The sequence below is a fragment of the Lysobacter sp. TAF61 genome, assembly GCF_052113485.1.
GTDB lineage: Bacteria > Pseudomonadota > Gammaproteobacteria > Xanthomonadales > Xanthomonadaceae > Lysobacter_J.
On sequence record NZ_JBFRDH010000001.1, the window covers coordinates 203,733 to 229,360 of the forward strand.

A 25,628-nucleotide genomic window follows, 5' to 3' on the forward strand; every position below is an offset into this window, starting at 1 on the left:
AGTTGCGACAAGCTAATCACGTCCGCGTACAACGCGAGCGAGCAGCCATCACACCTATTCAGTTTCCGGCAGGGAACATGGCTTCTGCCGCAACGGCATCCAGCGTGTGCTCCCAACTTCCCATCAAGGACAGGTACAGCAGCTTCTCGAACTCGGCGCCGAAACGGCTGATCACCGCATCCGGATCCGGGATCAGACGGCCATCGGCGATCAGTCCGAAATGCACGCGGCCGTTGTAACTCAGGATCGAAATGCCGACGCCGATCGAGCCGGTCTGCGGCACCCAGAACATCATCTCGCGCAGCATGCAGCCGGCCAGGTAGAGCGGCTGCTGCGGCCCCGGCACGTTGGTCGCCACCGCCGTCGCCTTGCGGCTGAAAAGCTCCAGCGCCAATCCCTGCACCGCCGCCGGCGCCATGCCAAGCGCAGCCAACAAACCATACGCAACAATGGCTTGCCTGGAATTCTTCAGGTTACGCATGCACTCGGCCACGCGCTCCAGCCGACGAATCGGATTGCCCTCGCCGACCGGCAGATCGAGGAATACCAGGCCGAAGTGGTTGCCCAGCTTGCGTGCATGCTCCAGCGGCCGCAGGTTCACCGGCACCGTCGCCCGCAGCGTCATGCCATCGACGCGTTCGCCGCGTTCGATCATGTAGCTGCGCAAGGCGCCGGCGGCGGTCGCCATCAGCACATCGTTGACGGTGCAGTCGCAGGCGCGACCGACCGCCTTCACTTCCTCCAGGTCCAGCGGCTCGGCCCAGGCCACGCGCTTGCTCACGCCCAGGCGTCCGCGCAACAGCGACGGCGGATCGTCCGACAGCGCCAGCGCATGCAGCAGTTCGCGCGCGATCTCGCCGCCCTCCTTGGCCAGCACCGCGGCCAGGCCCGGGTCGCGATAGAAGTCCATGCCCTTCTCGACGACCTTGCTGCCGAGCTGCATGTAGCGGTCGACGGCGCCGACGCGTCGGGCAACCTCGGCGTGGTCCTGCTTGAGCCAGGCGCGCGGCAGTTCGCTGTCGCCGCTGGCGTCGGGCTGGGTGTCGGTCAGTGACAGCAGCACCTGCACCAGGGCGATGCCATCGGCGTAGCTGTGGTGGATGCGTGCAATCAGCGCCGAACCACCGTCGTAATGCTCGACCAGGTGGAACTGCCACAACGGCCGGTCGTGGCTCAGCGGCGACGACGCCAGCTGGCTGACGAAACGCTCCAGCGCGCGTTTGTCGCCACGCCCCGGCAACGCCGCCGGCTGCACGTGCCAGTCGAGGTTGAAGTTGGGGTCGGTGCGCCAGGACGCGCCGGCCGGCGTATCGACGGCCTTCTGGCGGAAACGGCGGTAGGACAGGAAGCGCTGCTTGATCACGCGCTTGAGCCGATCCAGCGACATCGGCTCGGCAAACATCAGCACGCCGGTGATCATCATCGGATTGGTCGGCCGCTCCATGCGCAACCAGGCCGTGTCCACGCGCGACATCGCCTCTCGGCGCGCGCGCTTGCGCGAAGTTGCCCGCTCTCCTGTCGTCGCCATGCGCCCTCCAAAGCCTTGCCGCGAGTGAATCACGCGGCCAAGAGCAGCGTCAACGCAACGGCTACGACACCCGCATCTGGCGATAGGCCTGCAAGGCGCCATCACGCCCCGCATACAGGTCGACCAGCGGCTGCACCGGATAGTCCGGCGCCAGCCGCTGCGAGGTCGCCGGGTCCTGCCAGGGCGCGAACCGCAACGGCAGCGGCAGCGCCGCCAGCTCCGGCAACCAGCGCGCGATGTAGTGGCCGTCGGGATCGAACTTCTGCGCCTGCGTGACCGGATTGAAGATGCGGAAGTACGGCGCGGCATCGGCGCCGGTGCCGGCCACCCACTGCCAGCCCAGCGTGTTGCTGGCCAGGTCGGCATCGACCAGCGTGTCCCAGAACCAGCGCGCGCCGTGTCGCCAGTGGTAGCGCAGGTGCTTGGTGAGATAGCTGGCGACGACCATGCGCACGCGGTTGTGCATCCAGCCGGTGCTCCACAGTTCACGCATGCCGGCATCGACGATCGGTACACCGGTGCGGCCCTGTTGCCAGGCCTGCAGGCGCGACGGCGACATCTGCGCCCAGTCGAACGCGTTGAACTTCGGGTCGAAGTTCTGCTGCGGCGTTTCGGGGAAGTGATGCAGCAGGTGATGCCCGAACTCGCGCCAGCCCAGTTCGCGCCGGGCCGCATCGATGTCGGCGTCGGCGGCCGAACCACGCAGGCGCTCCAGCGCCGCGACCACTCGCCACGGTGCGATCTCGCCGAAGTGCAGGTGCGGCGAAAGGCGCGAGGTACCGACGCGATCCGGGCGGTCGCGTTGTTCGGCGTAGCCGCGCAGTGCGCCGTCGGTGAATGCCTCCAGCGCCTGCAGCGCACCTTCCTCGCCGGGCGTCCAGGTCTCCCAGAAGCCGCGGTCCCAGTCGCGGGCAGGCGCCAGGCGCAACGCCGGCAATGGCACGCCCTCGGGTCCGTCACCGCTGTCGGGCAGGCGTGCCGGCGCGTCCTCGCAGACCTGCAGTCGCCAGTTCGCCAGCGCCGAACGCCAGAACGGTGTGAACACCCGGAACGGCTTGCCCTGCTGGGTCTTCAACGTCCACGGTTCGAACAACAGCGCGCTGTTGAAGCTTTCGGCATGGACACCCTGCCCGCGCAGCACCTGCTTGATGCGGGCATCGCGCTGTTCGTACGCAGGCTCGTAGCGGCGGTTCCAGAACACCGCCTCGGCGCCGGTGGTGGCGACCAGCGACTGCAGCGTCGCCAGGCTCGGGCCGAAGAAACGGCGCAGGTGCGAGCCACGCTGGCGCAGCTGCGCGTCCAGCGCGTCCAGCGAACGATGCCGCCAGGCATCGGAGGCCGCGCCCGGCCGCCAGTCGCCGGCTTCGTCTGGTGCATGGATGTAGACCGGCACCGGCACGTAGCCGCCGCCCAGGGCAGCCCGCAGCGCCGGGTTGTCGGCCAGTCGCAGGTCATTGCGGAACCAGACCAGCGCGATCGGACCTGCCTCGGTTGCGGACATCGCGCCTCCAGATGATCGACCGGCGAAGTATGCCGTCGTCGGGGGCGCTGGCGTCAGCCCCTGCCTGGGCGGCCAGGTCAGTTATGCGCCGCCGCGGTACTCGCGCGGAATGCGGTCGTTGAGGCCGACCAGGATCTCGTACGGAATCACCCCGGCCCGCTGCGCCAGCGCTTCGACAGTGATGGCGTTGTCGCCCTGGGCGCCGACCAGCACCACCTCGTCTTCGTTGAAGGCGCTGTCCTGGCCGATATCGACCATGAACTGATCCATGCAGATCCTTCCCACGATCGGGTAGCGCTGGCCGCGGATCAGCACTTCGCCGCGCGACGACAGCGCCCGCGGAAAGCCGTCGCCATAGCCGATCGGAACTGTCACCACGCGCGTGTCGTGCTGCGGCGCCCAGGTCGCGCCGTAGCTGACCGGATTGCCGGCCTTGACCACCTTGAAGTACACGACCCGCGAGGCCAGCGACATCACCGGCTTGAGCTCGACCGTGCGCTGCGACCCCGGATCGGGCTGGACGCCATAGAGCATGATCCCGGGGCGGACCATGTCGAGCCAGGTGCCGGGGAAATGCAGCACGCCGCCGGAGTTGGCCAGGTGCCGCAGCGGCATCGGCGCGCCGATCCGCTCGAAGTGCGCGCAGGCATCGAGGAACCGCTCCAGCTGCTGTGCGGTCATCGGCGAGAACGGGTCGTCCGAACAGGCCAGGTGCGAATAGATGCCCTTGAGCACGCACCATGGCGACGCCACCGCCGCCTCGATGAAGGCGCGCGAGGAATAGCTGTGCACCCCGATGCGCTCCATCCCGGTGTCGATCTTGAGATGGATGACCGCCTTGCGCCCCATCGCCTCGGCCGCTGCCTCGGCCAGCCGCAGCTTGTCCAGCGAGGAAACGGTGATCTCCAGGTCGTGGGCGATGAATTGCGTCACCTGGCGCCCGAAGATGCCGCCCAGCACCAGCACCGGCGCGGTCACGCCCGCCTGGCGCAGCGCGATCCCCTCTTCCAGGAACGCCACGCCCAGCTGCTCCGCGCCCTGCGCCTGCAGGTGCATGGCCACCGGCACCAGGCCATGGCCGTAGGCATTGGCCTTGACGATGGACATGACCGGCACGCCGACATGCGCGCGGATGCTGCGCAGATTGAAGGCCAGATGGTCGAGATCGACCGCGATTCGGGTGGGCCGTTCACTGACGGCCGGGGGCATGCCTGCTGACTGGTGCACTTGGTTCCCGGAGGGTGGTCACGCGCAAGCCATTGTAAGGGCCGCGCCCGCCACCGTCAGTCGCAGCGCCGCTCGGTCACCGTCTCGGTCTTGTTCTGGTTGTTTTCCTGGATCTTGCGACCGGCGTACGCGCCGCCAGCGGCACCGGCAACCGTCGCGATCGTCTTGCCACTGCCGCCACCGATCTGGTTGCCCAGCAGGCCACCGGCGACCGCACCGATCGCCGTGCCGGCGATCTTGTGCTCGTCCTTGACCTCTTTTGGCTTCTCGACCTGGACGTCGTAGCAGTGCGGGGTCTTGCCGGTCGACTTGCTCTTGCTCTGCGCCATCGCCAGCGGCGCGGCGACGACAAGCACGGCTGCCAGAAGAATCGATGAACTGCGCATGGCACACCTCCAGAGGATGCGACCACGCTGCACCGGCAGCCGTTATGGGCACGTCAAGCGTGCCACCGTCGTTTGGCCAGCGTTTATTCGAAACTGCCGACCGAGTCGTGCGACAGGTTGTCGAAGCGGGTGTACTCGCCGAAGAACTTGAGCTTCATCGACCCGGTCGGGCCGGAACGCTGCTTGCCGATGATGATTTCGGCCAGGCCCTTGTCCGGCGAGTTTTCCTTGTTGTAGTAGTCGTCGCGGTAGATGAACACGATCATGTCCGCGTCCTGCTCGATGGCGCCCGATTCGCGCAGGTCGGCCATCACCGGGCGCTTGTCGGTACGCGTTTCCAGCGAGCGGTTGAGCTGCGACAGGGCGATAATGGGCACCTGCAGTTCCTTGGCCAGGCCCTTGAGCGAGCGCGAAATTTCCGAGATTTCGGTCGCGCGGTTCTCGCTGTTGCCGGGCACCGACATCAGCTGCAGGTAGTCGATGACGATCAGGCCCAGGCCGCCGTGCTCGCGCTTGAGGCGGCGCGCCTTGGCGGCGAGCTTGACCGGCGACAGGCCCGGCTCGTCGTCGATGAAGATCTTGACCTCGCGCAGCTGGCGGATCGCGCTGGTCACGCGGCTCCAGTCCTCGTCCTCGAGCTGACCGGTACGCAGACGCTGGGCGTTGACGCGGCCGACCGAGGAGATCAGGCGCATCGCCAGCTGCGAGGCCGACATTTCCATCGAGAACACCGCCACTGGCAGCTTGCTGCGGAAGGCGGCGTACTCGGCCATGTTGAGCGCAAGCGTCGTCTTGCCCATCGCCGGGCGCGCCGCGAGGATGATCAGGTCGGTCTTCTGCAGGCCGGCCGTCAACATGTCGAACTCGGTGTAGCCGGTGGCCAGGCCGGTGACGCCGCTGCCGTTGGTGTAACGGGTCTGCAGCAGGTCGAAGGCTTCCGACAGCGCCTTGGTCACCGCGGTGAAGTCGGTCTTGCCGGCGGTGTTGGCCTGGGCGATCGCCAGCACCTGGCGCTCGGCGTCTTCCAGGATCTCGCTGCTCTCGCGGCCGTCGGGCTGGAAGCCGTCGTTGACGATGCCGGTGCCGACGTCGATCAGCTGGCGCAGGATCGCCTTGTCGCGGACGATCTCGGCGTACGCGGTGATGTTGGCGGCCGACGGCGTGGTGCTGGCCAGTTCGATCAGATAGGCGCCACCGGCGACCGTCTCGGCCAGGCCCATCGACTCGAACCATTCGCCCAGGGTCACCGCGTCGAACGGCCGGTTCTTCTGGGCCAGCTCGCGGATTGCGCGGTAGATCAGCTGGTGGTCGCGCCGGTAGAAGTCGCTGTCGCTGAGCTGGTCGGCGATCCGGTCGTAGGAATCGGGCACCAGCATGAGGCCGCCGAGCACCGCCTGTTCGGCTTCGATCGACTGCGGAGGCACACGCAGCTGGTCAAGGCGCTGCTCGGTGCGCGTCTCGAACCGCTTCTCGCCGCGAAACCCTGGACGTGCGCTCATGCCGTTTTGTTGCCCCTTCCGTGTGCCGTCTGATGCGGCGGTGATTGTGTAACGGGTCGGGCATCGTAGTCGCCGATGCCGTCGAGGGGTTGCAGATAACTCTGTGGATATCGCGTGGATAAGGCCAGCGTGGATAGATCACACGGCAGGGTCTCAACAGGTGAGACAGCAGCCGATGACCGTCCATCGCCGGACCGCGGGCAATCCCCGCCGGCAGTATCCCGTGTTTCGACGACTCAGGAGCGCCGCGGCGGCCAATGCCCGACGGTGTCCCTGTCCCCGATCACCCCGACGCCTCCAGGTGCAACCGGACCTGTCGCTGCAACGGCTCCGATACCAGGCTGAGTATCGCGTCCAGCGCTTCGGCCTTCCACCGCCGCGGGCGCACGTCCATCAGGGTTTCGGCCAGGTGCAGATCGATCGCCCGCGCCATCAGCCAGAACACCCGATCCGCATCCTGCGCGTCCTCGCACAGCGCCCGCAGGCTGTCGGCGACCAGGTCGACCACGTCCATGGACGTGAGCGGCATGCCCTCGTCGCATCTGCCCGGGCAGATAATGCCGGCCAGGTCGACCGCATGCATCGCATCGATGGCAGGGGAATTCTGGTGGTCCATGTCCACGGTGGCGATGTCCTGGGATAAGGAGCGCCATCCCACGGCGATGGCACTTGGAACTGTGTCATCTCATCCAGCGGAACCACATAGGAATTGTCTGAGTGCGCGCAGACCAAGTACGGGCCCCGGAAAAACGAAGGGCGCCCTGGGGCGCCCTTCGTCTGCAACCGGGTGGATCGTCGGATCAGGCGACTTCGCCGACCACGATGATCTTGACCGTGGCTTCGATGTCGGCGTGCAGGTGCACGACGATCTCGTACTCGCCGGTGCGACGCAGCGGGCCTTCGCCCAGCACGACTTCCGACTTCTCGACCTTGTGGCCGGCCTTGGTCAGCGCTTCGGCGATGTCACGCGGGGTGACCGAGCCGTACAGCTTGCCTTCGGTCGATGCATTGGCCGACAGGGTGACTTCCACGCCGTCCAGCGCGGCCTTGCGGCCTTCGGCGCCGTCGAGGGCGGCCTTGGCCTTGGCTTCGTACTCGGCGCGACGCGCTTCGAACTCGGCCAGGTTGGTCGGGGTCGCCGGGGTGGCCTTGCCGTACGGGATCAGGTAGTTGCGGCCGAAGCCCGGCTTGACGTTGACCTTGTCGCCGAGTTTGCCGAGGTTCTGCACGTTCTGCAGGAGGATCAGTTGCATGGTGTTGCTCCTATTTCGTTAGCGAGGCAATGCCCCGCAGCGGTGTTTCGCTGTCCGAAACCCCTGCCCTCGCCGCGAACGGCTGAAGGCAAGGAGAGTCCGCCCCCTGGGAGCGGACCAATTTCTTTAGGCGTTGTGGTTGTCGGTGTACGGGATCAGGGCCAGGAAACGGGCGCGCTTGACGGCCGTGGACAGCTGGCGCTGGTACTTCGACTTGGTGCCGGTCACGCGGCTCGGCACGATCTTGCCGGTCTCGGTGAGGTACTGGCGCAGGGTGTTGAGATCCTTGTAGTCGATCTCCTTCACACCTTCGGCAGTGAACTTGCAGAACTTGCGGCGACGGAAGAACTTGGACATGTTGGCGATTCCTTAGGCGGCTTCGTTATCGTCGGCGACGTCGGCGGTACCGACTGCGGTCTCGCTTTCTTCGTCACGGCGGCGGCGCTCGCCGCGCTCGGGCTTGTCGCCCTTCTCATCCTTGAACTTCATGATGAGGGACTGCTCGGTGTCGGCGTCGTCACGCTTGATGACGAGGTGACGCAGCACGGCATCGTTGAAACGGAAACCGTCGACCAGTTCGTTGAGCACGTTCTGGGTAACTTCGATGTTGAGCAGGACGTAATGGGCCTTGACCAGGTTCTCGATCGGGTAGGCCAGCTGACGGCGGCCCCAATCCTCGAGACGGTGGATCTTGCCTTCGCCGCCTTCGATGAGCGACTTGTAGCGCTCGATCATGGCAGGCACCTGCTCGCTCTGGTCCGGATGGACCAGGAACACGACTTCGTAATGACGCATGGTGTGATTCCTTGTGGATGATGATCCGCATGACTTCCGTGCGGACCGGATCAGCCCCCCGGCCTCCCGGAATGGAGGCGGTGGAGCAAGGTCTCCCCGGGCCTGGGCCCGCGGAGCCGGAAATTATGGCTGATTCAAGGGCTTGGAGCAAATCCCGACGGCCTGCGGCCGCCAGCCCCCCCCCTCAACTTCGCTCGCCCGATAGTCTCCCTCCCCTTCAAGGGGAGGGCCGGGGTGGGGATGGGTCTCCCCGCAGCTGCCTCAACCCTTCTTGAGGGCTATCCAGGCATCAATCCGCGCCTCCAGCGCCTGCAACGGCACCGAGCCCGTCTCCAGCACCGCATCATTGAACTCGCGCAGGTCGAACCGGTCGCCCAGCTGCTTCGACGCTTTCTCACGCAGCTCTGAGATCTTGAGCTGGCCGATCTTGTACGCCAGCGCCTGCCCCGGCCAGCCGATATAGCGGTCGATCTCGTTGACCACGTCCTGGCGGGTCTTGGGCGAGTTGTCCATGAAATAGGCGATCGCCTTGTCGCGGCTCCAGCCCTTGCTGTGCATGCCGGTGTCCACCACCAGCCGCACCGCCCGCCACATGTCGTAGGCCAGCTGCCCCATCCGGTCGTACGGATCGTCGTACAGGCCCATGTCGTAGCCAAGTCGCTCCGCATACAGACCCCAACCTTCGCCGTAGGCGACGAAGTAGGCGGTGCGGCGGAACATCGGCATGTCCGGCAGCTCCATGCCGCGGGCGAACTGGAAGTGGTGGCCCGGCACGGCTTCGTGCAACGACAGCGCCATCATTTCCCACTTCGGCCGGACCTCCGGCTTGTACAGGTTGACGTAGTAGTAGCCGGCGCGGGTGCCGTCGACGGCACCGGGCTGGTAGTAGGCCGTGGTGGTGTCGGGGGCGATGTTGTCGGGGATCGGGCGCACGCCGTACGGCAGGCGCGGAATCGTCTTGAACACCTTCACCAGGTTCGGGTCGATCCGCTTGGCGATGGCCTCATAGCCGGTGAACAGCTCCTGCGGCGTCTTGTAGAAGAACTTCGGGTCGCTGCGCAGGTACTGGAAGAAGTCGGCCATGCTGCCCTTGAAACCGACCTCGGCCTTCACCTTCTCCATCTCGGCGCGGATGCGCGCGACTTCCTTCAGGCCGATCTGGTGGATCTGGTCGGCGCTCAGGTCGGTGGTGGTGAAGTAGCCGGCTACGAAGTCGTAGTAGGCCTTGCCGTCGGGCAGATCGGTGGCGGCAATCGTGGTGCGTGTCCTGGGCAGGTACTCGTTGGCGAAGAACGTGGCGAAGCCGCGGTAGGCCGGGACGATGGTTTCGCCGATCACCTGCTTCGCTTCGGCCTGCAGGGCGGCGCGATCGGCCTCCGGGACGGTGTCGGCAAAGCGGCCGAACGGCTTGTAGAACGGGCTCTTGGTGGGATCGTCGACGATCTGCGCCTGGATCTGCCCGGTCACGCGCTCCATCAGCACGCGCGGCGGCGTGTTGCCGCTGGCGGCGCCTTCGCGCATCAGTGCCTCGTTCTGCTCGATCACTGCCGGCAATGCGCGCATGCGCGCCAGCCAGTCGCGGTAGTCCTTCGTCGTCGCGAACGGCAGCACCTCGGCGATGCCTTCGGCGGTCTGCACGCCGCCGCTGTGGCCGACCGGGCTGAGGTACTCGCGGTACTTCTGCCGCTCGACCGCCTTTTCCAGGTCCCAGGCGAAGGTGTCGTAGTTGAGCTGGTCGCTTGCCGACAGCGCATTGCGATCGATCGCGCGCAGGCGCTGCAGGGCCTTGCGGTCGCCATCCATGCGCGACTGGATCGCGGCCATGCGCATGTCGGTCCAGCGGTCGTTGAATCGGTTGTCGCCGTTGTAGCTGGCCTCTTCCGGGTTCTCGCGCAGCCCGCGCTCCCATTCCTCGTCGAACAGCGTGTAGAGGGCCTGGGTGGCGGCGTTGCGTGCCGGTGCGGCCGCAGACGTGGGCTCGGCGGCGTGGGTCGACGTCGTCACCACAGACGCCGACAGGCCGGCGGCAATGGCCACGGCAAGCAAAACGGGACGGAGCATGGCGGAATCCCCTTCAAGACAGGGACCGAGTCTAGCTTGGCTGTTGCCCCCGCTTGCAGGGGGGTGCTTGGGGGGCGTGCCCGGACTCAGGCCGCGTCGGCCTTGGTCGTGAAGCTTTCGCCGCAACCGCATTCGGCGGTGACGTTGGGATTGCGGAACAGGAACTGCTCGCCCAGGCGCTGCTTGACCAGATCGATCTGGGTACCGTCGACCAGCGCCAGGCTCAGCGCGTCGACGTAGATGCGCACGCCCTCCTGCTCGAACACGGTGTCGCCTTCGTGCGTCTCGCGGGCCAGGTCGGCCTTGTACTGCCAGCCCGAGCAGCCGGTCCGGGACACGCCAAAGCGCAGGCCGATCGCGTCGGGCGATTCAACCAGGTAGCGCTGCACGCGTTCGAGGGCGGCGGGGGCAAGGGTGACAGCCATTGAGGCACTCCGGGGTGGCGACACGGACGGTAAACCGTCATTGGGCGAATTATAGCGACGCTTAGCGGACGCTTCGGTAAACTGCCGCATTCCCCATATCGGCCCGAACAGGCAAGGATTCAAGGCATGACGGTGGTCAGCGTCGAACACGCCCTCGCAGGCAGGATCCCGGCGGGCGGCGAAGTCACGGTCCGTGGCTGGGTCCGCACCCGCCGCGACTCCAAGGCCGGGCTGAGCTTCGTCAACGTCAGCGACGGTTCCTGCTTCGCGCCGATCCAGGTGGTCGCCCCGGCCGCCCTCGCCAACTACGAATCCGAGGTCAAGCGCCTCACCGCCGGCTGCTCGGTGATCGCCACCGGCACCCTGGTGGCCTCGCAGGGCCAGGGCCAGAGCTTCGAGATCCAGGCCACATCGCTGGAAGTGGTCGGCTGGGTTGAAGACCCGGAAACCTACCCGATCCAGCCCAAGGCGCATTCGCTGGAGTTCCTGCGCGAGGTCGCCCACCTGCGTCCGCGCACCAACCTGTTCGGCGCCGTCACGCGCATCCGCGACTGCCTGGCCAAGGCCGTGCATCGCTACTTCCACGAGAACGGGTTCTACTGGATCAGCACGCCGATCGTGACCACCTCCGACGCCGAGGGCGCCGGGCAGATGTTCCGCGTCTCCACGCTCGACGTGGCCAACCTGCCCCGCGACGACAAGGGGCAGGTCGACTTCAGCCGCGACTTCTTCGGCAAGGAAACCTTCCTCACCGTGTCGGGCCAGCTCAACGTCGAGGCCTATGCGCTGTCGCTGAGCAAGGTCTACACCTTCGGTCCTACCTTCCGCGCCGAGAACAGCAACACCACGCGCCACCTGGCCGAGTTCTGGATGGTCGAGCCGGAGATCGCCTTCGCCGACCTGGCCGAGAACGCGCGCGTCTCCGAGGAGTTCCTCAAGTACCTGTTCCGCGCCGTGCTCAACGAGCGTGGCGACGACCTGGCCTTCATCGCCGAGCGCGTCCAGCCCGATGCGATCACGCGCCTGGAGGCCTTCGTCAACGCGCCGTTCGAGCGCATCGAGTACACCGATGCGATCACGCTGCTGCAGAAGTCCGGCAAGAAGTTCGAGTTCCCGGTCGAATGGGGCCTGGACCTGCAGACCGAGCACGAGCGCTGGCTGACCGAGGAACACGTCGGCCGCCCGGTGGTGGTGACCAACTACCCCGAGCACATCAAGGCCTTCTACATGCGCCTCAACGACGACGGCAAGACCGTCGCGGCGATGGACGTGCTGGCCCCGGGCATCGGCGAGATCATCGGCGGCAGCCAGCGCGAGGAGCGCCTGGACATGCTCGACGCGCGCATGGCGCAGTTCGGCCTGGATGCTTCGCATTACGGCTGGTACCGCGACTTCCGCCGCTACGGCACGGTCCCGCATGCCGGCTTCGGCCTGGGCTTCGAGCGCCTGGTGGTCTACGTCTGCGGCCTGAGCAACATCCGCGACGCGATCCCCTACCCGCGCGCGCCGGGCCAGGCCGAGTACTGACGACCCTGCCCTTCTCCCGCATGCGGGAGAAGGTGGCCCCGAAGGGCCGGATGAGGGCGCTCGTCCCCTCACCCCAACCCCTCTCCCGCCAGCGGGAGAAGGGCTCAGCAAACGGAATGACATGATCCTGTTCTTCGCCCTGCTCTTCGTCGCCATCGCTATCGCCGGTTTCTGCGCGTTCGTGATCTTCTGGCCGCTGTCGCTGGTGCATATCCGCGACCGCCACCCGCAGTTGCAGGCACAACTTGGTGAAGGCGCGTTCGCCCGTCCCTCGGCCTGGGGCTGGCTGTTGCGCCGCGGTTACCTGTCGGTGGCCGACGGCAACCTCAATGGCCTGGCCAATCCGGCGCGGATCTCGTTGCTCACGATCATCTCCGGCCTGGCCTGCGCCGCCCTCCTCTGGCTGCTTTCAGTGGTGATCGGATGAGCTACAACGACCAATGGTGGCTGGCGACGATCGGCCGCACGCTGATCTGGGCACGCCTTCGCGTCCTCGATGCCGGCACCGCCGAAGTGCTCGACAGCGATGGCGTCAGCCAGCCCTACGACAGCGAGGACACCGCCCGCGCCGCGCTGATGGACGCCGAGTTCGTCTCCCTCGACGGCCTCGATGAAGACGACGCACACACGCGCGGCTTCGCCCTCGACGAACTGGCGCCGCCCAGCGGCGACGACGACGAGATGCTGCGCGCGCAGATGGTGCGGCAGCTTCCCTCGCGGCGCTGATCGCAAGCGACCGGAGACCGCATGTACCTGCCACGTGCCTTCGCCGAAACCGACCTGCAGGCGCTCGACTGGCTGGCGCAACGCGATCGTTTCATCACGCTGGTCACGGTGAGCGACGGTGAGCCGACCGTCACCCACCTGCCGGTGCTGTATCGCCGCGACGGCGAGCGCGTCGAACTGATCGGTCACTGGGCCAGGCCCAATCCGCAGGCGCGGCACAGCGGTCCTGCGCTGGCGATATTCCACGGCCCGCACGCCTATGTCTCGCCGTCGTGGTATCCGGACAAGGAGGAAGAGGCGCGCGTTCCGACGTGGAACTACGCGGTCGCCCACCTTCGCGGCAACCTGACCACGTTCAACGACGAGGCCTCGCTGGCGATGGTCGTCGATGGCCTGAGCCGCGAGCACGAGGCCAGCGTCGGCCAGGATTGGCGCTTCGAGTTCGAACGCGACGATCACCGCAGCCAGTTGCGCGGGATCATCGGTTTCCGCTTCGTCGCCGAGCAGATCACGCTGAAGTTCAAGCTCAGCCAGAACCACCCGCTCGCCAATCGCGAGTCGGTCAGCCGGCACCTGTCCGCCAGCGAGCGCGAAGGTGGCCGCGAGATCGCCGCGCTGATGCGCGAACACACGAACGAACACCTGCTCGAGAACGAGGGAGACTGAGACATGGATCTGGACCTGAAGGGCCGACATGCCCTCGTCTGCGGCGCCAGCCAGGGCATCGGGCTGTCGACCGCCAAGGCGCTGGCCGAACTGGGCGCCAATGTCACCCTGCTGGCGCGACGCGAAGAGCGCCTGCGCGATGCGGCCGAACAGTTGCCGACCGCGCCGGGGCAGTCTCACGGCTGGATCGCCGTCGACAGCGCCGATACCGATACCCTGCGCGCCAAGGTCGAAGCACTCGTGGCGGCCAGGCCCGTGCACATCCTGGTCAACAACAGCGGCGGCCCGCCGCCGGGTCCGGTGCACGGCGCCGACATCGCTGCGTTCGAGGCGGCCTACCGCCAGCACCTCATCGCCAACCACGTGCTCGCCGAGGCGGTGATCCCGGGCATGGAGCGCGACGGCTACGGCCGCATCGTCAACGTCATCTCCACTTCGGTGAAGGAGCCGCTGCAGGGCCTGGGCGTGTCCAACACCACGCGCTGGGCGGTGGCATCGTGGGCCAAGACGCTGGCGACCGAAGTCGCCGCCAAGGGCATCACCGTCAACAATGTGCTGCCCGGCTCGACCGAGACGCCGCGCATCGAGCAGATCATCGACAACACCGCCAGCAAGACCGGGCGCAGCCGCGAGGAAGTGTTCGAGAAGATGGTGTCGGAGATCCCGATGCGCCGCTTCGCGCGGCCACAGGAGACCGCGGCGGCGATCGCGTTCCTGTGCTCGCCGGCGGCGTCGTACATCACCGGGGTGAACCTGCCGGTGGATGGCGGGCGGACGCGGTCGCTGTAGCCCTGCCGGGAAGCTATCGCGCCCCTCTCCGTTCGTCCTGAGCGTAGCGCCGCAGGCGCGAAGTCGAAGGACCGCCGCGCCCGCCATGCCAGGCCGCCCGATCATCCTTCGACTTCGCTGCGCTACGCTCAGGACGAACGGTGCAAGCGCGCCCCCGGTCCGCCGGGAGGCAGCGAACATACGCACAGGCACGGCCAAGCCGCACTGTTAAGCTAGCCCCATGCGCCTTTGCCACTTCATCGCCGGCCAATCCCGCGAACCCGCATCGGGCCGCTGGCTCGAAGTCATCGACCCCTCCAACGGCAAACCCTTCGCCGAAGTCGCCCAGGGCGACGCCACGGACGTCGACGCGGCGATCGCCGCCGCTGAAGCCGCCTTCCCCGCCTGGTCGGCCCTTCCCAACAGCGAGCGCGCGCGCTGGCTGGAAAAGCTTGCCGATGCGCTGGAGGCCAGGCTCGACGATTTCGCCCACGCCGAGTCGCGCGATGGCGGAAAACCCATCCGGCTCGCACGCGAAGCCGAGATCCCGCGCGCGATCAGCAACCTGCGCTTCTTCGCCCACGCCGCGACCCAGTTCGCCAGCGAATCGCACCACGGCCAGGCCGGTCTGAACTACACGCTGCGCCAGCCGCTCGGCGTGGTCGCGACGATCTCTCCTTGGAACCTGCCGCTGTACCTGTTCACCTGGAAGATCGCGCCGGCCCTGGCCGCAGGGAACACGGTTGTCGCCAAGCCGTCGGAGGTCACACCGCTGACGGCGACGATGCTCGGCGAACTGGCCGCGCAGATCGGTTTCCCCAAGGGCGTGCTCAATATCGTCCATGGCCTGGGTCCCGAAGTCGGCGAGCCGCTGGTGGTCGACCCGCGCGTCAAGGCGGTGTCGTTCACCGGCAGCACCGCGGTCGGCCGTCGCATCGCCGGCATGGCCAGCCCGTTACTGAAAAAGGTCTCGCTCGAACTGGGCGGCAAGAACCCCACCCTGGTGTTCGCCGACAGCGACTGGCGCGATCATCTCGACATGCTGGTGCGCTCGGCGTTCCAGAACTCCGGGCAGATCTGCCTGTGCGGCTCGCGCATCCTGGTCGAGCGCAGCATCTATCGCGAATTCCGCGACACCCTGGTCGAACGCGCCACCGGACTGCGCGTCGGCGATCCGATCGACGAGGACAACCAGCTCGGTCCGCTGGTGTCGCAGGCGCACTTCGACAAGGTCATGGCGGCGCTGCAGCGCGCCCGCGATGAAGGCGGCCAGGTGCTGTGCGGCGGCAACGCGCTCGACCGCCCCGGCTGGTTCGTGATGCCGACCGTGATCGACGGCCTCGGCCCGGATTGCGCCAGCAACCGCGAAGAGATCTTCGGCCCGGTCGTGACCCTGCAACCTTTCGACACCGATACCGAAGCACTGGCCCTGGCCAATGCCGGCGATTACGGTCTGGCCGCATCGGTCTGGACCCGCGACCTCAACCGCGCCCACCACTTCGCCGCGCAGCTGCGCGCCGGCATGGTCTGGGTCAACACCTGGCTGCAACGCGACCTGCGAACGCCCTTCGGCGGCAGCGGCGCGTCGGGGCTGGGCCGCGAGGGCGGATTCGAGGCCATGCGCTTCTTCACCGACGCCAAGAACGTCGGTCTGAACCTGGGATGGAAGCAATGAGCACAAACCCCCTCGCCGACCTGCTGGAAAAGAATCGCGAATGGTCCGAGCGGATCAACCGCGAGGATCCGGACTTCTTCCGACGCCTGTCAAAGCAGCAGGCCCCCGAGTACCTGTGGATCGGCTGCTCCGACTCGCGCGTGCCGGCCAACCAGATCATCGACATGGCACCGGGTGAGGTCTTCGTCCATCGCAACATCGCCAATGTCGTGGTGCATACCGACCTCAACTGCCTGTCGGTGATCCAGTTCGCCGTCGATGTGCTCAAGGTCAAGCGGATCCTGGTCGTTGGCCACTACGGCTGCGGCGGCGTGCATTCGGCGCTGCACGGCCAGCGCGTCGGCCTGGCCGACAACTGGCTGCGCCACGTCAGCGACGTCGCCGACAAGCATGGCAACTGCATCGCCCACGCCGCCGAGAGCGAGCGCCATGACCGCCTGTGCGAGCTCAACGTGATCGAGCAGGTGCAGAACGTCTGCCAGACCACCATTGTCCGCGACGCCTGGACGCGCGGTCAGGACCTGTCGGTGCACGGCTGGGTCTACAGCCTGCGCAACGGCCTGGTCCACGACATGGCCATGAACGTCGACGGCTTCGATGCGCTCGATGGCCTGTACAAGGCGGCGGTGGCGCGGGTGAACGCCTTCAAGGGAGACTCGCCGCGATGAGCGATGCCATCCGCGCCGGCGCGGCGCCACGACCGGTCGGCTCGTACCCGCATGCGCGACGCGTCGGCGAGCTGCTGTTCCTGTCCGGCATCGGTCCGCGCGATCCGGCCAGCAACGCCATCGTCGGCAACGTCCACGACGCCGATGGCAACCTGATCAGCTACGACATCGATGCGCAGACGCGCGCGGTGTTCGCCAACGTGCACACCGTGCTCGAGGCCAGTGGCGCGCGCTGGGAGGATCTGGTCGACGTCACCGTCTACCTGACCGACATGGCACACGACTTCAAGGCCTACAACGCGGTCTGGGCCGAGTACTTCCCCGACATCGATACCGCGCCGTGCCGCACCACGCTGGGCATCACCGCACTGCCGACTCCGATCGCGATCGAGCTCAAGTGCATCGCCGTCATGCCCGGCACGTCCGCGGGAGAGTAAGAGACCATGCTTCCCAACCCGATCAATCTCCAGGCCTGGATCGAAGAACACCGCCACCTGCTCAAGCCGCCCGTCGGCAACAAGGTCGTGTTCCTGGGCGACTTCATCGTGATGGTCGTCGGCGGCCCGAACCAGCGCACCGACTACCACTGGGACGAAGGCGCCGAGTGGTTCCACCAGCTCGAGGGCGAGATGGTGCTGCGCATCCAGGAAGACGGCGCCGTGCGCGACATCCCGATCCGCGCCGGCGAGACCTTCCTGCTGCCGCCGCGCGTACCGCATTCGCCGCAGCGCATGCCCGACTCGGTCGGCCTGGTGATCGAGCGCCGTCGCCTGCCGCACGAGCTCGACGGCCTGATGTGGTTCTGCGAGCAGTGCAACCACAAGCTCTACGAAGAGTTCTTCCCGCTGAAGAACATCGAGACCGACTTCCCGCCGGTGTTCGACCATTTCTATTCGTCGCGCGAGCACCGTACCTGCAAGCAGTGCGGGCACCTCAACCCGGCTCCGGCCAAGTACGTCATGCCCGACACCTGAGCCAACCATGCTGAAGATCGACACCCACGCCCACTACCTGCCGCGCGACTGGCCCAACCTGGCGCGCAAGTACGGCGACGACCGCTTCCCGGTGATCCACCACACCGAGGACGGGCGTCATCGCATCTACAAGGACGGCAAGTTCTTCCGCGAGATCTGGTCCAAGACCTGGGACCCGCAGGAGCGCATCGACGACTACGCCCGCTTCGGCGTGCAGGTGCAGGTGATCAGCACCGTGCCGGTGATGTTCAGCTACTGGGCCAAGCCGCATCACGCGCTGGAGCTGCACCAGGCCCTCAACGAACACATGGCCCAGGCCTGCCGCGATTACCCGCGCCACTACGCCGGCATCGGCACGGTGCCGCTGCAGTCGCCGCGCCTGGCCATCCAGGAACTGGAACGCTGCATGGACCAGCTCGGCCTGCAGGGCGTGCAGATCGGCAGCCACATCAACGACTGGAACCTCGACGCGCCAGAGCTGTTCGATTTCTTCCAGGCCGCCGGTGAACTCGGTGCGGCGATCCTCGTGCACCCATGGGACATGATGGGCGCGGCGACGATGCCGAAGTACTGGCTGCCATGGCTGGTCGGCATGCCGGCCGAGCAGTCGCGCGCGGCCTGCTGCCTGGTGTTCGGAGGCGTGCTCGAGCGCATCCCCAACCTGAAGGTCTGCATGGCCCACGGTGGCGGCAGCTTCCCGTACACGATCGGCCGCATCGAGCATGGCTTCAACATGCGTCCGGACCTGGTGGCCACCGACAACCCGCGCAACCCGCGCGAGTACCTCAACCAGCTGTTCTTCGATTCGTGGGTCGCCGACCCGCGCGCGCTGCGCTACCTGCTCGACACCTGCGGCGTCGACCGGGTGATGCTCGGCACCGACTATCCGTTCCCGCTCGGCGAGCAGGAGCCCGGCGCCGGCATCGCCGCGCTGACGCTGTCGGAAGAAGAACAGGCCAGGCTCTACCACGGCACCGCGCTGGAATGGCTGGGGCTGTCGAAGGCGCGGTTCGTGTGAACGGCGTTACCACCGTAGCCATTGACCGTCATTCCCGCGAAGGCGGGAACCCAGCGTCTTGCTAGCCTCAAAGTCGCTGGCTCCCCGCCTTCGCGGGGATGACGGCGATGAAACATCTCAGGGTTCTTTAACGTGACTACTTCGCACGACCTCTACTCCGATTCCCACGCCCAGGCCCTCGACGCCGCCGACCCGCTGCGCGACATGCGCGCGCAGTTCCTGATCCCGCAGCACGACGGCGCCGACCAGGCCTACTTCGTCGGAAACTCGCTTGGCTTGCAGCCGCGCGGCGCGCGCCGCCATGTCGAGGAAGTGCTCGACAAGTGGGCGGCCGAAGCCGTCGAAGGCCACTTCAGCGGCGACGCGCAGTGGATGGCCTACCACCAGCTGGTGCGCGAATCGCTGGCCCGTCTGGTCGGTGCAAAACCGGTCGAAGTGGTCGCGATGAACACGCTGACCGTGAACCTGCACCTGATGATGGTCAGCTTCTACCGGCCCACGCGCGAGCGCCCGGCGATCCTGATCGAAGCCGGCGCGTTTCCGTCCGACCGCCATGCGGTTGCCTCGCAGATCGGCTTCCACGGTTTCGATCCGGCGACCGATCTGATCGAACTGGAAGCAGACGAAGCCGACGGCACCATTTCGATGGCCGCCATCGAGCGCGCCATCGCCGAACACGGCCCGCGCCTGGCGCTCGTGTTGTGGCCGGGCGTGCAATACCGGACCGGCCAGGCCTTCGACCCGGCAGCGATCGCGCGCCTGGCGCACGCACAGGGCGCCGTGTGCGGTTTCGACCTCGCCCATGGCGTCGGCAACCTCGAACTGGCGCTGCACGACAGCGGCGTCGACTTCGCGGTCTGGTGCCACTACAAGTACCTCAACAGTGGCCCGGGCGCGGTCGCCGGCTGCTTCGTCCATGAGCGTCATGCCACCAGCGACCGTCCGCGCTTCGCAGGCTGGTGGGGCCACGAAGCCGACACCCGCTTCCGCATGGGCCCGCAGTTCGTGCCGACACCGGGCGCCGAAGGCTGGCAGCTGAGCAATCCGCCGATCCTCGGCCTGGCGCCGCTGCGTGCGTCGCTGGAGCTGTACGACCAGGCCGGCATGGCGGCGTTGCGCGCCAAGTCGCTGAAGATCACCGGCTACCTCGAAGCACTCATCAAGTTGCGCCTGGCCGACACTTTGCAGGTCGTCACGCCCTCGCAACCGGAGCGCCGTGGCTGCCAGCTATCGCTGCGCGTGGTCGGCGGGCGCGAACGTGGACGCGACCTGTTCGAGTACCTGGCCCGCAACGGCGTGCTTGGCGACTGGCGCGAGCCCGACGTGATCCGCATCTCGCCCGCCCCGCTCTACAACCGCTATGCCGATGTGCTGCGATTCGTCCGCACCGCGGAAGCCTGGCGCGACGCCCACTGATGTCCCGTCGAACTCCTCTCCCGATGGGCGGGGAAATCTGCAGCACTGTCTGAGGTGACCTGTTTGAGCAACGACACTTCCAAGCACATCACCCTGATCGGTGCCGGCCTTGCCGGCGCCGTGCTCGCCACGCTGCTGGTGCAGCGCGGCTGGAGCGTGGACGTGTTCGAAAAGCGTGGCGATCCGCGCCTGAAGGGCTACGAGGGCGGGCGTTCGATCAACCTCGCGCTCGCCGAACGCGGCCGCCATGCGCTGCGCCTGGCCGGCGCCGACGAGGCGGTGATGCAGCACGCGGTGATGATGCGCGGACGCATGGTCCACTTCCTCGACGGCCGCACCGACCTGCAGCGCTACGGTCGCGACGACAGCGAAGTGATCTGGTCGGTGCATCGCGGCGAGCTCAACGTGATCCTGCTCGACATCGCCGAACGCGCCGGCGCGCGGCTGCACTTCAACCGTGGCCTGTCGCAGGTCGACTTCGACGCGCGCATCGCCCGCTTCGCCGACCCGCGCGATGGCAGCTCGCACGAGGCCGCATTCGTCTCGCTGGTCGGCGCCGACGGCGCCGGCTCCGCGCTGCGCGCAGCCATGGGCCCGCAGGCCGATCTGGGCGAGCGCACCGAGTTCCTGGGCCATTCCTACAAGGAACTGGAAATCCCTCCGGCCGCGGACGGTGGCTTCAGCATCGAACCCAACGCCCTGCACATCTGGCCGCGTGGCCGCTACATGTGCATTGCACTGCCCAACGACGAGCGCACGTTCACGGTGACGCTGTTCCTGCCGAACGAGGGCGACCCCAGCTTCGCCACCGTGCGCGACGGCGCCGATGCGCGCGCCCTGTTCGAGCGCGACTTCGCCGACGCACTGGCGCTGATCCCCAACCTTGAGCAGGACTTCGAACGCAACCCGGCTGGCCTGCTGGCCACGCTCTACCTCAATCGCTGGCATCTCGACGACCGCGCCGTCCTGGTCGGCGACGCCGCCCATGCGATGGTCCCGTTCCATGGCCAGGGCATGAACTGCGCGTTCGAGGACTGCGTCGCCCTGGCCGAGCACCTGGACGCCAACAGCGACCGCGCCGCCGCATTCGCCGCCTTCCAGGCCGAGCGCCTGCCCAACGCCCGCGCGATCCAGGCGATGGCACTGGAGAACTACCTGGAAATGCGCGACCGCGTCGACGACGACGACTACCTGCTGCAGCGCGCCCTCGAACGTACCCTGGCCGAGCGCCACCCGGACCGTTTCATGCCGCGCTATTCGATGGTCACCTTCCAGCGCATGCCCTACGCAACCGCGTTCGAGCGCGGCCGGGTGCAGCGCGAGCTGCTGGTGGAGTTGACGCGCGGCCACCGTTCGCTCGACTCGCTCGACTGGGAAATTGTCGATGCGACGGTGCGCGAACGGCTCGACGTGCTGCCGCGCGCCTGAGTCCCTGCCCGCCCATGCCCGCCAGCTTCCTCTTCTACGACCTCGAAACCTTCGGTGCCGACCCGCGCACCTCGCGCATCGCCCAGTTCGCGGCGATCCGCACCGATGCCGACCTCAACCAGGCCGAAGAACCGATCAGCTTCTTCGTCAAACCTGCCGACGACCTGTTGCCCTCGCCCGGCGCGACCCTGGTCACCGGCATCACGCCGCAGCACGCCATGCGCGAAGGCGTGAACGAGGCCGAGGCGTTCGCGCGCATCTTCGAGGAAATGGCGCGACCGGAGACCTGCAGCCTCGGCTACAACTCGCTGCGCTTCGACGACGAGTTCGTCCGCTATGGCTTCTTCCGCAATTTCTACGACGCCTACGAGCGCGAATGGCGCAGCGGCAACTCGCGCTGGGACCTGCTCGACGTGCTGCGACTGGCGCATGCGCTGCGCCCGGAGGGCCTGGTCTGGCCCAAGCGCGAGGACGGCGCCACTTCGTTCCGCCTCGAGCACCTGGCCCAGGCCAATGGCGTGCGCGAGGGCGATGCCCACGAGGCGCTCTCCGATGTGCGCGCGCTGATCGGCCTGGCACGCAAGCTCAAGACGGCCCAGCCCCGCTTCTGGGACTACGCCCTGCGCCTGCGCGACAAGCGCTATGCCGCCAGCCTGATGGACGTCGTGGCGATGACGCCGTTGCTGCATGTGTCCCAACGCTTCCCGGCCAGCCGGCTGTGCGCGGCCGCGGTGCTGCCGGTCGCGCGCCATCCGCACATCGACAGCCGCGTGATCGTGTTCGATCTCGACCAGGACCCGGAACCGCTGCTGCAACTCGATGCCGAGTCGATCGCGGCGCGCCTGTACGTGCGTTCGGCCGACCTGGCCGAAGGCGAGGAACGCATCGCCCTGAAGGAAGTGCACAGCAACCGCAGCCCGGCCCTGGTCGCCTGGGACCACCTGCGCGCGCCGGACTTCGAACGCCTGCGCATCGACCCGGCCCAGGTGCAGCAGCGTGCGGCGCGGATCCGCGACGCCGGTCCGGCGCTGGTGGAAAAAGTCCGCCAGGTGTTCGCCCGCGAGCGCGAACGCTCGACGCCCGACCTCGATGCGGCGCTGTACGACGGCTTCATCGGCGACGGCGACAAGCGCCTGTTCGCGCAGGTGCGTACGACTCCGCCGGAAGCCCTGGGCCAGCGCGAGTTCGGCTTCCGCGACGCGCGCCTGCCCGGCATCCTGTTTCGCTACCGTGCGCGCAACTGGCTGCAGACGTTGTCCGCCGACGAGCGCGCCAGCTGGGACGACTATCGCCGCCAACGCCTCTACACCGAAACGGGCCTGGCCGAGTACGGCTTCGACCGCTTCGGTACCGAGATCGCCGAACTGCGCGCGGCCCACGCCACCTCCCCCGACAAGCTGGCCCTGCTCGAACGACTCGAAGCCTGGGGCGGCGAGATCGCGGCCAGCCTGACCTGAGTCCGGACATCCCCCATGAGCCAGTACTTCAGCGACGCCAGCTTCAAGTTCCTGCGCGGCCTTGCCCGCAACAACGACCGCGAGTGGTTCCACGCGCACAAGGGCGACTACGACACCCACGTGCGTGAACCGTTCCAGCGCCTGCTCGGCGACCTGCAACCGGTCCTCGCCGGCGTCAGCACGCACTACCGCTCCGAGCCGAAGGGCGTTGGCGGGTCGTTGTTCCGCATCCATCGCGATACCCGCTTCGCCAACGACAAGACGCCCTACAAGAACTGGCAGGGCGCGCGCCTGTTCCATGAGCGCGGCCGCCAGGTCGAGGCGCCGTCGTTCTACCTGCACCTGCAGCCGGGCAACTGCTTCATCGCCTCGGGCATCTGGCACCCGCAACCGGACAGCCTGCGCCGCGTGCGCCACTTCATCCTCGACAATCCGGGCAGCTGGAAAGCAGCGGCGCACGCCAGCAGGTTCCGCCGGCGTTTCGACCTCGACGACAGCGAAATGCTGACACGCATGCCGCGCGGCTTCCCCGACGACTTCGAGTTCGCCGAGGACCTCAAGCGCAAGAACTTCGTTGCGTTGCGCGCGATCGAGGATGCGACGATGACCGGTCCACGCCTGCTCAAGACGCTCGAGACCGACCTGCAGGGCCTGTCGCCGTTCACCGACTATCTGTGTGCGGCACTCGACCTGGAGTTCTGAGTGTCCCCCGCCGACTTCCGCCGTTATGCGCTGTTCTACCTCGGGTATTACGGTGCGCTGGGCGCCTACACCCCCTATATCGGTCGTTGGGTGGTGGCCAACGGCCACGGCGGCTACGCCGTCGGCGCGATGCTGGCGCTGTGGTACGGCGGCCGCATCGTCGCGCCGCCCACCTGGGCGCGCCTGAGTACGCGCAGCCCCCACCCGGGCCACTGGCTGGTTGCCGGTTGCCTGCTCTCCCTGCTCGGCTTCTGCGCGTTCACCGGCTTCAACACCGGCGCGATGCTGTTCGTCACCATGGCCTGGTTCGGCGTCTTCTTCAACGCGGTGATGCCGCAGTTCGAAGCGATGACGCTGTCGGCGCTGGGCGATCGCAACCATGACTACGGCCGCATCCGCATGTGGGGATCGATCGGCTTCCTGATCGTCGCCGGCAGCTACGGCTGGCTGCTCGATCGCCTCGGCAACGACGCCTTCGTCTGGCTGACCCTGCCCTGGCTGGCGCTGACCGTCGTCGCCTCGTGGCTGCACCGTGGCGACCGGCCCATTCCCGCCGCGCCCGCCGCCCATGCCGGTGCTCCGGCACTGGCCCTGTGGCGCCGTGTCGGCGTGCGTCGCCTGTTGCTCGTTGCGATGCTGATGCAACTGGGCTTCGGCCCGTTCTATGTGTTCTTCACCCTGCACCTGCAGGCCAACGGACACGACGGATTTGCCGTCGGCGTGCTCTGGGCGATCGGCGTGCTGTGCGAGATCCTGATGTTCTGGCAGGCGCCTCGCCTGGTGCAGCGTTTCGGTGCCCAGCGGCTGATGACGGCGTGCCTGGTCGCCACCGCGCTGCGCTGGGCCATGGTCGCCCTGCTCGGCAGCTCGTTCGCATGGATGGCGCTGGCGCAGACCGGCCATGCCTTCAGCTTCGCCGCGTTTCATGCCGGGTGCATGCGGCGCATGGCCGAGCTGTTCCCGCAGCGGCGCGACATGGCCGCCGCACAGGGAATGCTCTACGGCTTCAGCGGCGGCATCGGCGGCGTCGCCGGCGCGGGCATCGCCGCGGTTGCCTGGCAGACGGGCGGCGGCCAACGCGCGTTCCTGCTCGGCGCCGTGATCGCGGTGCTCGCGTTGGTGGTGCATCTGGTGCCCGTCCGCTTACTGCGCGCGCAACCGGCCACTTGAAGCATGCCTCGCGGCTACGCTAGCCGCCCAGTGCGATCGCCAGGGCCACCAGCCCCGCGCCACCGAACAGGAAACACAGGCCAACCAGCCAGGGTCTGCCCAGCGTGTAGCGCGACCAGGCGCAACCGGTGCCGAACAGCAGCAACAGCAGCACGGCGTTGGACGCGCGCAGCGCCAGCCAGGCATCGTCGATCAGCAGGAAGGGCACCGCCGCCGGCACGCTGCTCAGCACCACCAGCCAGAAACTGGTGAACGCACCCAGGTAATCGTCCTTGTGCAGCGACACAGCCGCTTCCGTCCGGGTGCGCAGGTGGCTGGCGATTCGCGCGTACAGCGACTGCCGATCGCTGGCGGGCATCACGTCGCCCAGCAGCTCGTCCAGCTCACCGGCGACCACGATATGGGCGGAACGCTCGTCCGCCGCTGCGCGCACGGCCTGCGCCAGGCGGCGCTTGCGGCCGCGGTCGAACAGCACGCCCACCAGGTACATCGCGGCATCGATGATGCCCCAGGCGATATTGCAGCCGATCAACGCGATCAGCAGCTCGCGTGCGCCTTCGCGGCCCTCGTCCTGGATGATGATGCCGGCACCGAGGGTGAAGGTCAGCGTCATGATCAGGCCGAACAGTACCTCTGCCAGGCTCGTGGCCGGGTCGAGGTATCGGTTCATCAGTGAGGAGCGACGTTCGATGCCCATGGCAGCCATCCACGGCAGTGGTCGTTCTACAGCGGCATGAAGGAACAGCGACGCGATTGAT

General features: G+C 67.3%; 27 protein-coding genes. 15 read left to right on the top strand and 12 right to left on the bottom strand.

Going from position 1 to position 25,628, the window contains the following annotated elements; genetic code table 11:
- Positions 1–58: 58 nt before the first annotated feature.
- From AB4Y64_RS00955 to AB4Y64_RS01005, 11 genes are all read right to left on the bottom strand, one after another.
- Positions 59–1,528 (bottom strand): WS/DGAT/MGAT family O-acyltransferase, encoded by a 1,470-nt coding sequence (locus tag AB4Y64_RS00955; RefSeq protein ID WP_441814590.1) that lies wholly within the window; start codon positions 1,526–1,528, stop codon positions 59–61.
- Between the two features lie 61 nt (positions 1,529–1,589).
- Positions 1,590–3,029 (bottom strand): cryptochrome/photolyase family protein, encoded by a 1,440-nt coding sequence (locus AB4Y64_RS00960; RefSeq protein WP_441814591.1) that lies wholly within the window; start codon positions 3,027–3,029, stop codon positions 1,590–1,592.
- Positions 3,030–3,110: 81 nt separating this feature from the next.
- Complete coding sequence (alr, locus tag AB4Y64_RS00965) at positions 3,111–4,238, bottom strand: alanine racemase (RefSeq protein ID WP_441814592.1); 1,128 nt, start codon at positions 4,236–4,238, stop codon at positions 3,111–3,113.
- A gap of 74 nt (positions 4,239–4,312) precedes the next feature.
- Entirely contained in the window at positions 4,313–4,642 is a 330-nt protein-coding gene (locus AB4Y64_RS00970) for a glycine zipper 2TM domain-containing protein (protein WP_441814593.1), read from the bottom strand.
- 83 nt (positions 4,643–4,725) lie between these two features.
- Positions 4,726–6,141: a replicative DNA helicase gene (locus AB4Y64_RS00975; RefSeq protein WP_441814594.1), complete on the bottom strand. Its 1,416-nt coding sequence runs from the start codon at positions 6,139–6,141 to the stop codon at positions 4,726–4,728.
- Positions 6,142–6,424: 283 nt separating this feature from the next.
- On the bottom strand, positions 6,425–6,763 hold the full coding sequence (locus tag AB4Y64_RS00980; RefSeq protein WP_441814595.1) for a hypothetical protein: 339 nt from the start codon (positions 6,761–6,763) through the stop codon (positions 6,425–6,427).
- A 178-nt stretch (positions 6,764–6,941) separates the two neighbouring features.
- A complete protein-coding gene (rplI, locus tag AB4Y64_RS00985; RefSeq protein ID WP_441814596.1) occupies positions 6,942–7,394 on the bottom strand; it encodes a 50S ribosomal protein L9 in 453 nt (150 codons plus the stop codon).
- A 126-nt stretch (positions 7,395–7,520) separates the two neighbouring features.
- A complete protein-coding gene (rpsR, locus tag AB4Y64_RS00990; RefSeq protein ID WP_055899483.1) occupies positions 7,521–7,751 on the bottom strand; it encodes a 30S ribosomal protein S18 in 231 nt (76 codons plus the stop codon).
- A gap of 12 nt (positions 7,752–7,763) precedes the next feature.
- Positions 7,764–8,189, bottom strand: a complete 426-nt coding sequence (gene rpsF / locus AB4Y64_RS00995; protein ID WP_441814597.1) for a 30S ribosomal protein S6 — start codon at positions 8,187–8,189, stop codon at positions 7,764–7,766.
- A 261-nt stretch (positions 8,190–8,450) separates the two neighbouring features.
- Positions 8,451–10,250, bottom strand: coding sequence for a DUF885 domain-containing protein (locus AB4Y64_RS01000; protein WP_441814598.1), 1,800 nt, complete (start codon positions 10,248–10,250; stop codon positions 8,451–8,453).
- Between the two features lie 86 nt (positions 10,251–10,336).
- Positions 10,337–10,675: a HesB/IscA family protein gene (locus tag AB4Y64_RS01005; protein WP_200605071.1), complete on the bottom strand. Its 339-nt coding sequence runs from the start codon at positions 10,673–10,675 to the stop codon at positions 10,337–10,339.
- A 126-nt stretch (positions 10,676–10,801) separates the two neighbouring features.
- Between AB4Y64_RS01005 and asnS the strand changes: the two genes are divergently transcribed.
- From asnS to AB4Y64_RS01080, 15 genes are all read left to right on the top strand, one after another.
- Positions 10,802–12,202, top strand: a complete 1,401-nt coding sequence (asnS, locus tag AB4Y64_RS01010) for an asparagine--tRNA ligase (protein ID WP_441814599.1) — start codon at positions 10,802–10,804, stop codon at positions 12,200–12,202.
- Positions 12,203–12,323: 121 nt separating this feature from the next.
- Complete coding sequence (locus tag AB4Y64_RS01015) at positions 12,324–12,629, top strand: hypothetical protein (protein ID WP_441814600.1); 306 nt, start codon at positions 12,324–12,326, stop codon at positions 12,627–12,629.
- The gene (locus tag AB4Y64_RS01020) at positions 12,626–12,928 is read left to right on the top strand and encodes a hypothetical protein (protein ID WP_441814601.1); all 303 of its coding nucleotides are present in this window, start codon (positions 12,626–12,628) and stop codon (positions 12,926–12,928) included. The genes AB4Y64_RS01015 and AB4Y64_RS01020 overlap by 4 nt, the downstream gene beginning before the upstream one ends.
- Before the next feature lie 21 nt (positions 12,929–12,949).
- A complete protein-coding gene (locus AB4Y64_RS01025) occupies positions 12,950–13,594 on the top strand; it encodes an FMN-binding negative transcriptional regulator (protein ID WP_441814602.1) in 645 nt (214 codons plus the stop codon).
- A 3-nt stretch (positions 13,595–13,597) separates the two neighbouring features.
- Positions 13,598–14,383, top strand: a complete 786-nt coding sequence (locus AB4Y64_RS01030) for an SDR family oxidoreductase (protein WP_441814603.1) — start codon at positions 13,598–13,600, stop codon at positions 14,381–14,383.
- A gap of 220 nt (positions 14,384–14,603) precedes the next feature.
- Entirely contained in the window at positions 14,604–16,037 is a 1,434-nt protein-coding gene (locus tag AB4Y64_RS01035; protein WP_441814604.1) for an aldehyde dehydrogenase, read from the top strand.
- Positions 16,034–16,705 carry a carbonate dehydratase gene (gene can / locus AB4Y64_RS01040; protein ID WP_441814605.1) on the top strand — a complete coding sequence of 224 codons (672 nt, stop codon included), beginning with the start codon at positions 16,034–16,036 and terminating at the stop codon, positions 16,703–16,705. The genes AB4Y64_RS01035 and can overlap by 4 nt, the downstream gene beginning before the upstream one ends.
- Positions 16,702–17,142 carry a RidA family protein gene (locus tag AB4Y64_RS01045; RefSeq protein ID WP_441814606.1) on the top strand — a complete coding sequence of 147 codons (441 nt, stop codon included), beginning with the start codon at positions 16,702–16,704 and terminating at the stop codon, positions 17,140–17,142. The genes can and AB4Y64_RS01045 overlap by 4 nt, the downstream gene beginning before the upstream one ends.
- Positions 17,143–17,148: 6 nt before the next feature.
- Positions 17,149–17,679, top strand: a complete 531-nt coding sequence (locus tag AB4Y64_RS01050) for a 3-hydroxyanthranilate 3,4-dioxygenase (RefSeq protein ID WP_441814607.1) — start codon at positions 17,149–17,151, stop codon at positions 17,677–17,679.
- A 7-nt stretch (positions 17,680–17,686) separates the two neighbouring features.
- The gene (locus tag AB4Y64_RS01055; RefSeq protein WP_441814608.1) at positions 17,687–18,697 is read left to right on the top strand and encodes an amidohydrolase family protein; all 1,011 of its coding nucleotides are present in this window, start codon (positions 17,687–17,689) and stop codon (positions 18,695–18,697) included.
- Between the two features lie 132 nt (positions 18,698–18,829).
- Positions 18,830–20,113, top strand: coding sequence for a kynureninase (kynU, locus tag AB4Y64_RS01060; protein ID WP_441814609.1), 1,284 nt, complete (start codon positions 18,830–18,832; stop codon positions 20,111–20,113).
- Positions 20,114–20,176: 63 nt separating this feature from the next.
- A complete protein-coding gene (locus AB4Y64_RS01065; RefSeq protein ID WP_441814610.1) occupies positions 20,177–21,541 on the top strand; it encodes an FAD-dependent oxidoreductase in 1,365 nt (454 codons plus the stop codon).
- Positions 21,542–21,555: 14 nt separating this feature from the next.
- Entirely contained in the window at positions 21,556–22,998 is a 1,443-nt protein-coding gene (gene sbcB / locus AB4Y64_RS01070) for an exodeoxyribonuclease I (protein ID WP_441814611.1), read from the top strand.
- 15 nt (positions 22,999–23,013) lie between these two features.
- Positions 23,014–23,700: a DUF2461 domain-containing protein gene (locus tag AB4Y64_RS01075; protein WP_441814612.1), complete on the top strand. Its 687-nt coding sequence runs from the start codon at positions 23,014–23,016 to the stop codon at positions 23,698–23,700.
- Complete coding sequence (locus AB4Y64_RS01080) at positions 23,701–24,870, top strand: MFS transporter (RefSeq protein WP_441814613.1); 1,170 nt, start codon at positions 23,701–23,703, stop codon at positions 24,868–24,870.
- 19 nt (positions 24,871–24,889) lie between these two features.
- On the opposite strand, the gene AB4Y64_RS01085 is transcribed toward AB4Y64_RS01080, so the two are convergent.
- Positions 24,890–25,567 carry a hypothetical protein gene (locus tag AB4Y64_RS01085; protein WP_441814614.1) on the bottom strand — a complete coding sequence of 226 codons (678 nt, stop codon included), beginning with the start codon at positions 25,565–25,567 and terminating at the stop codon, positions 24,890–24,892.
- Positions 25,568–25,628: the final 61 nt, after the last annotated feature.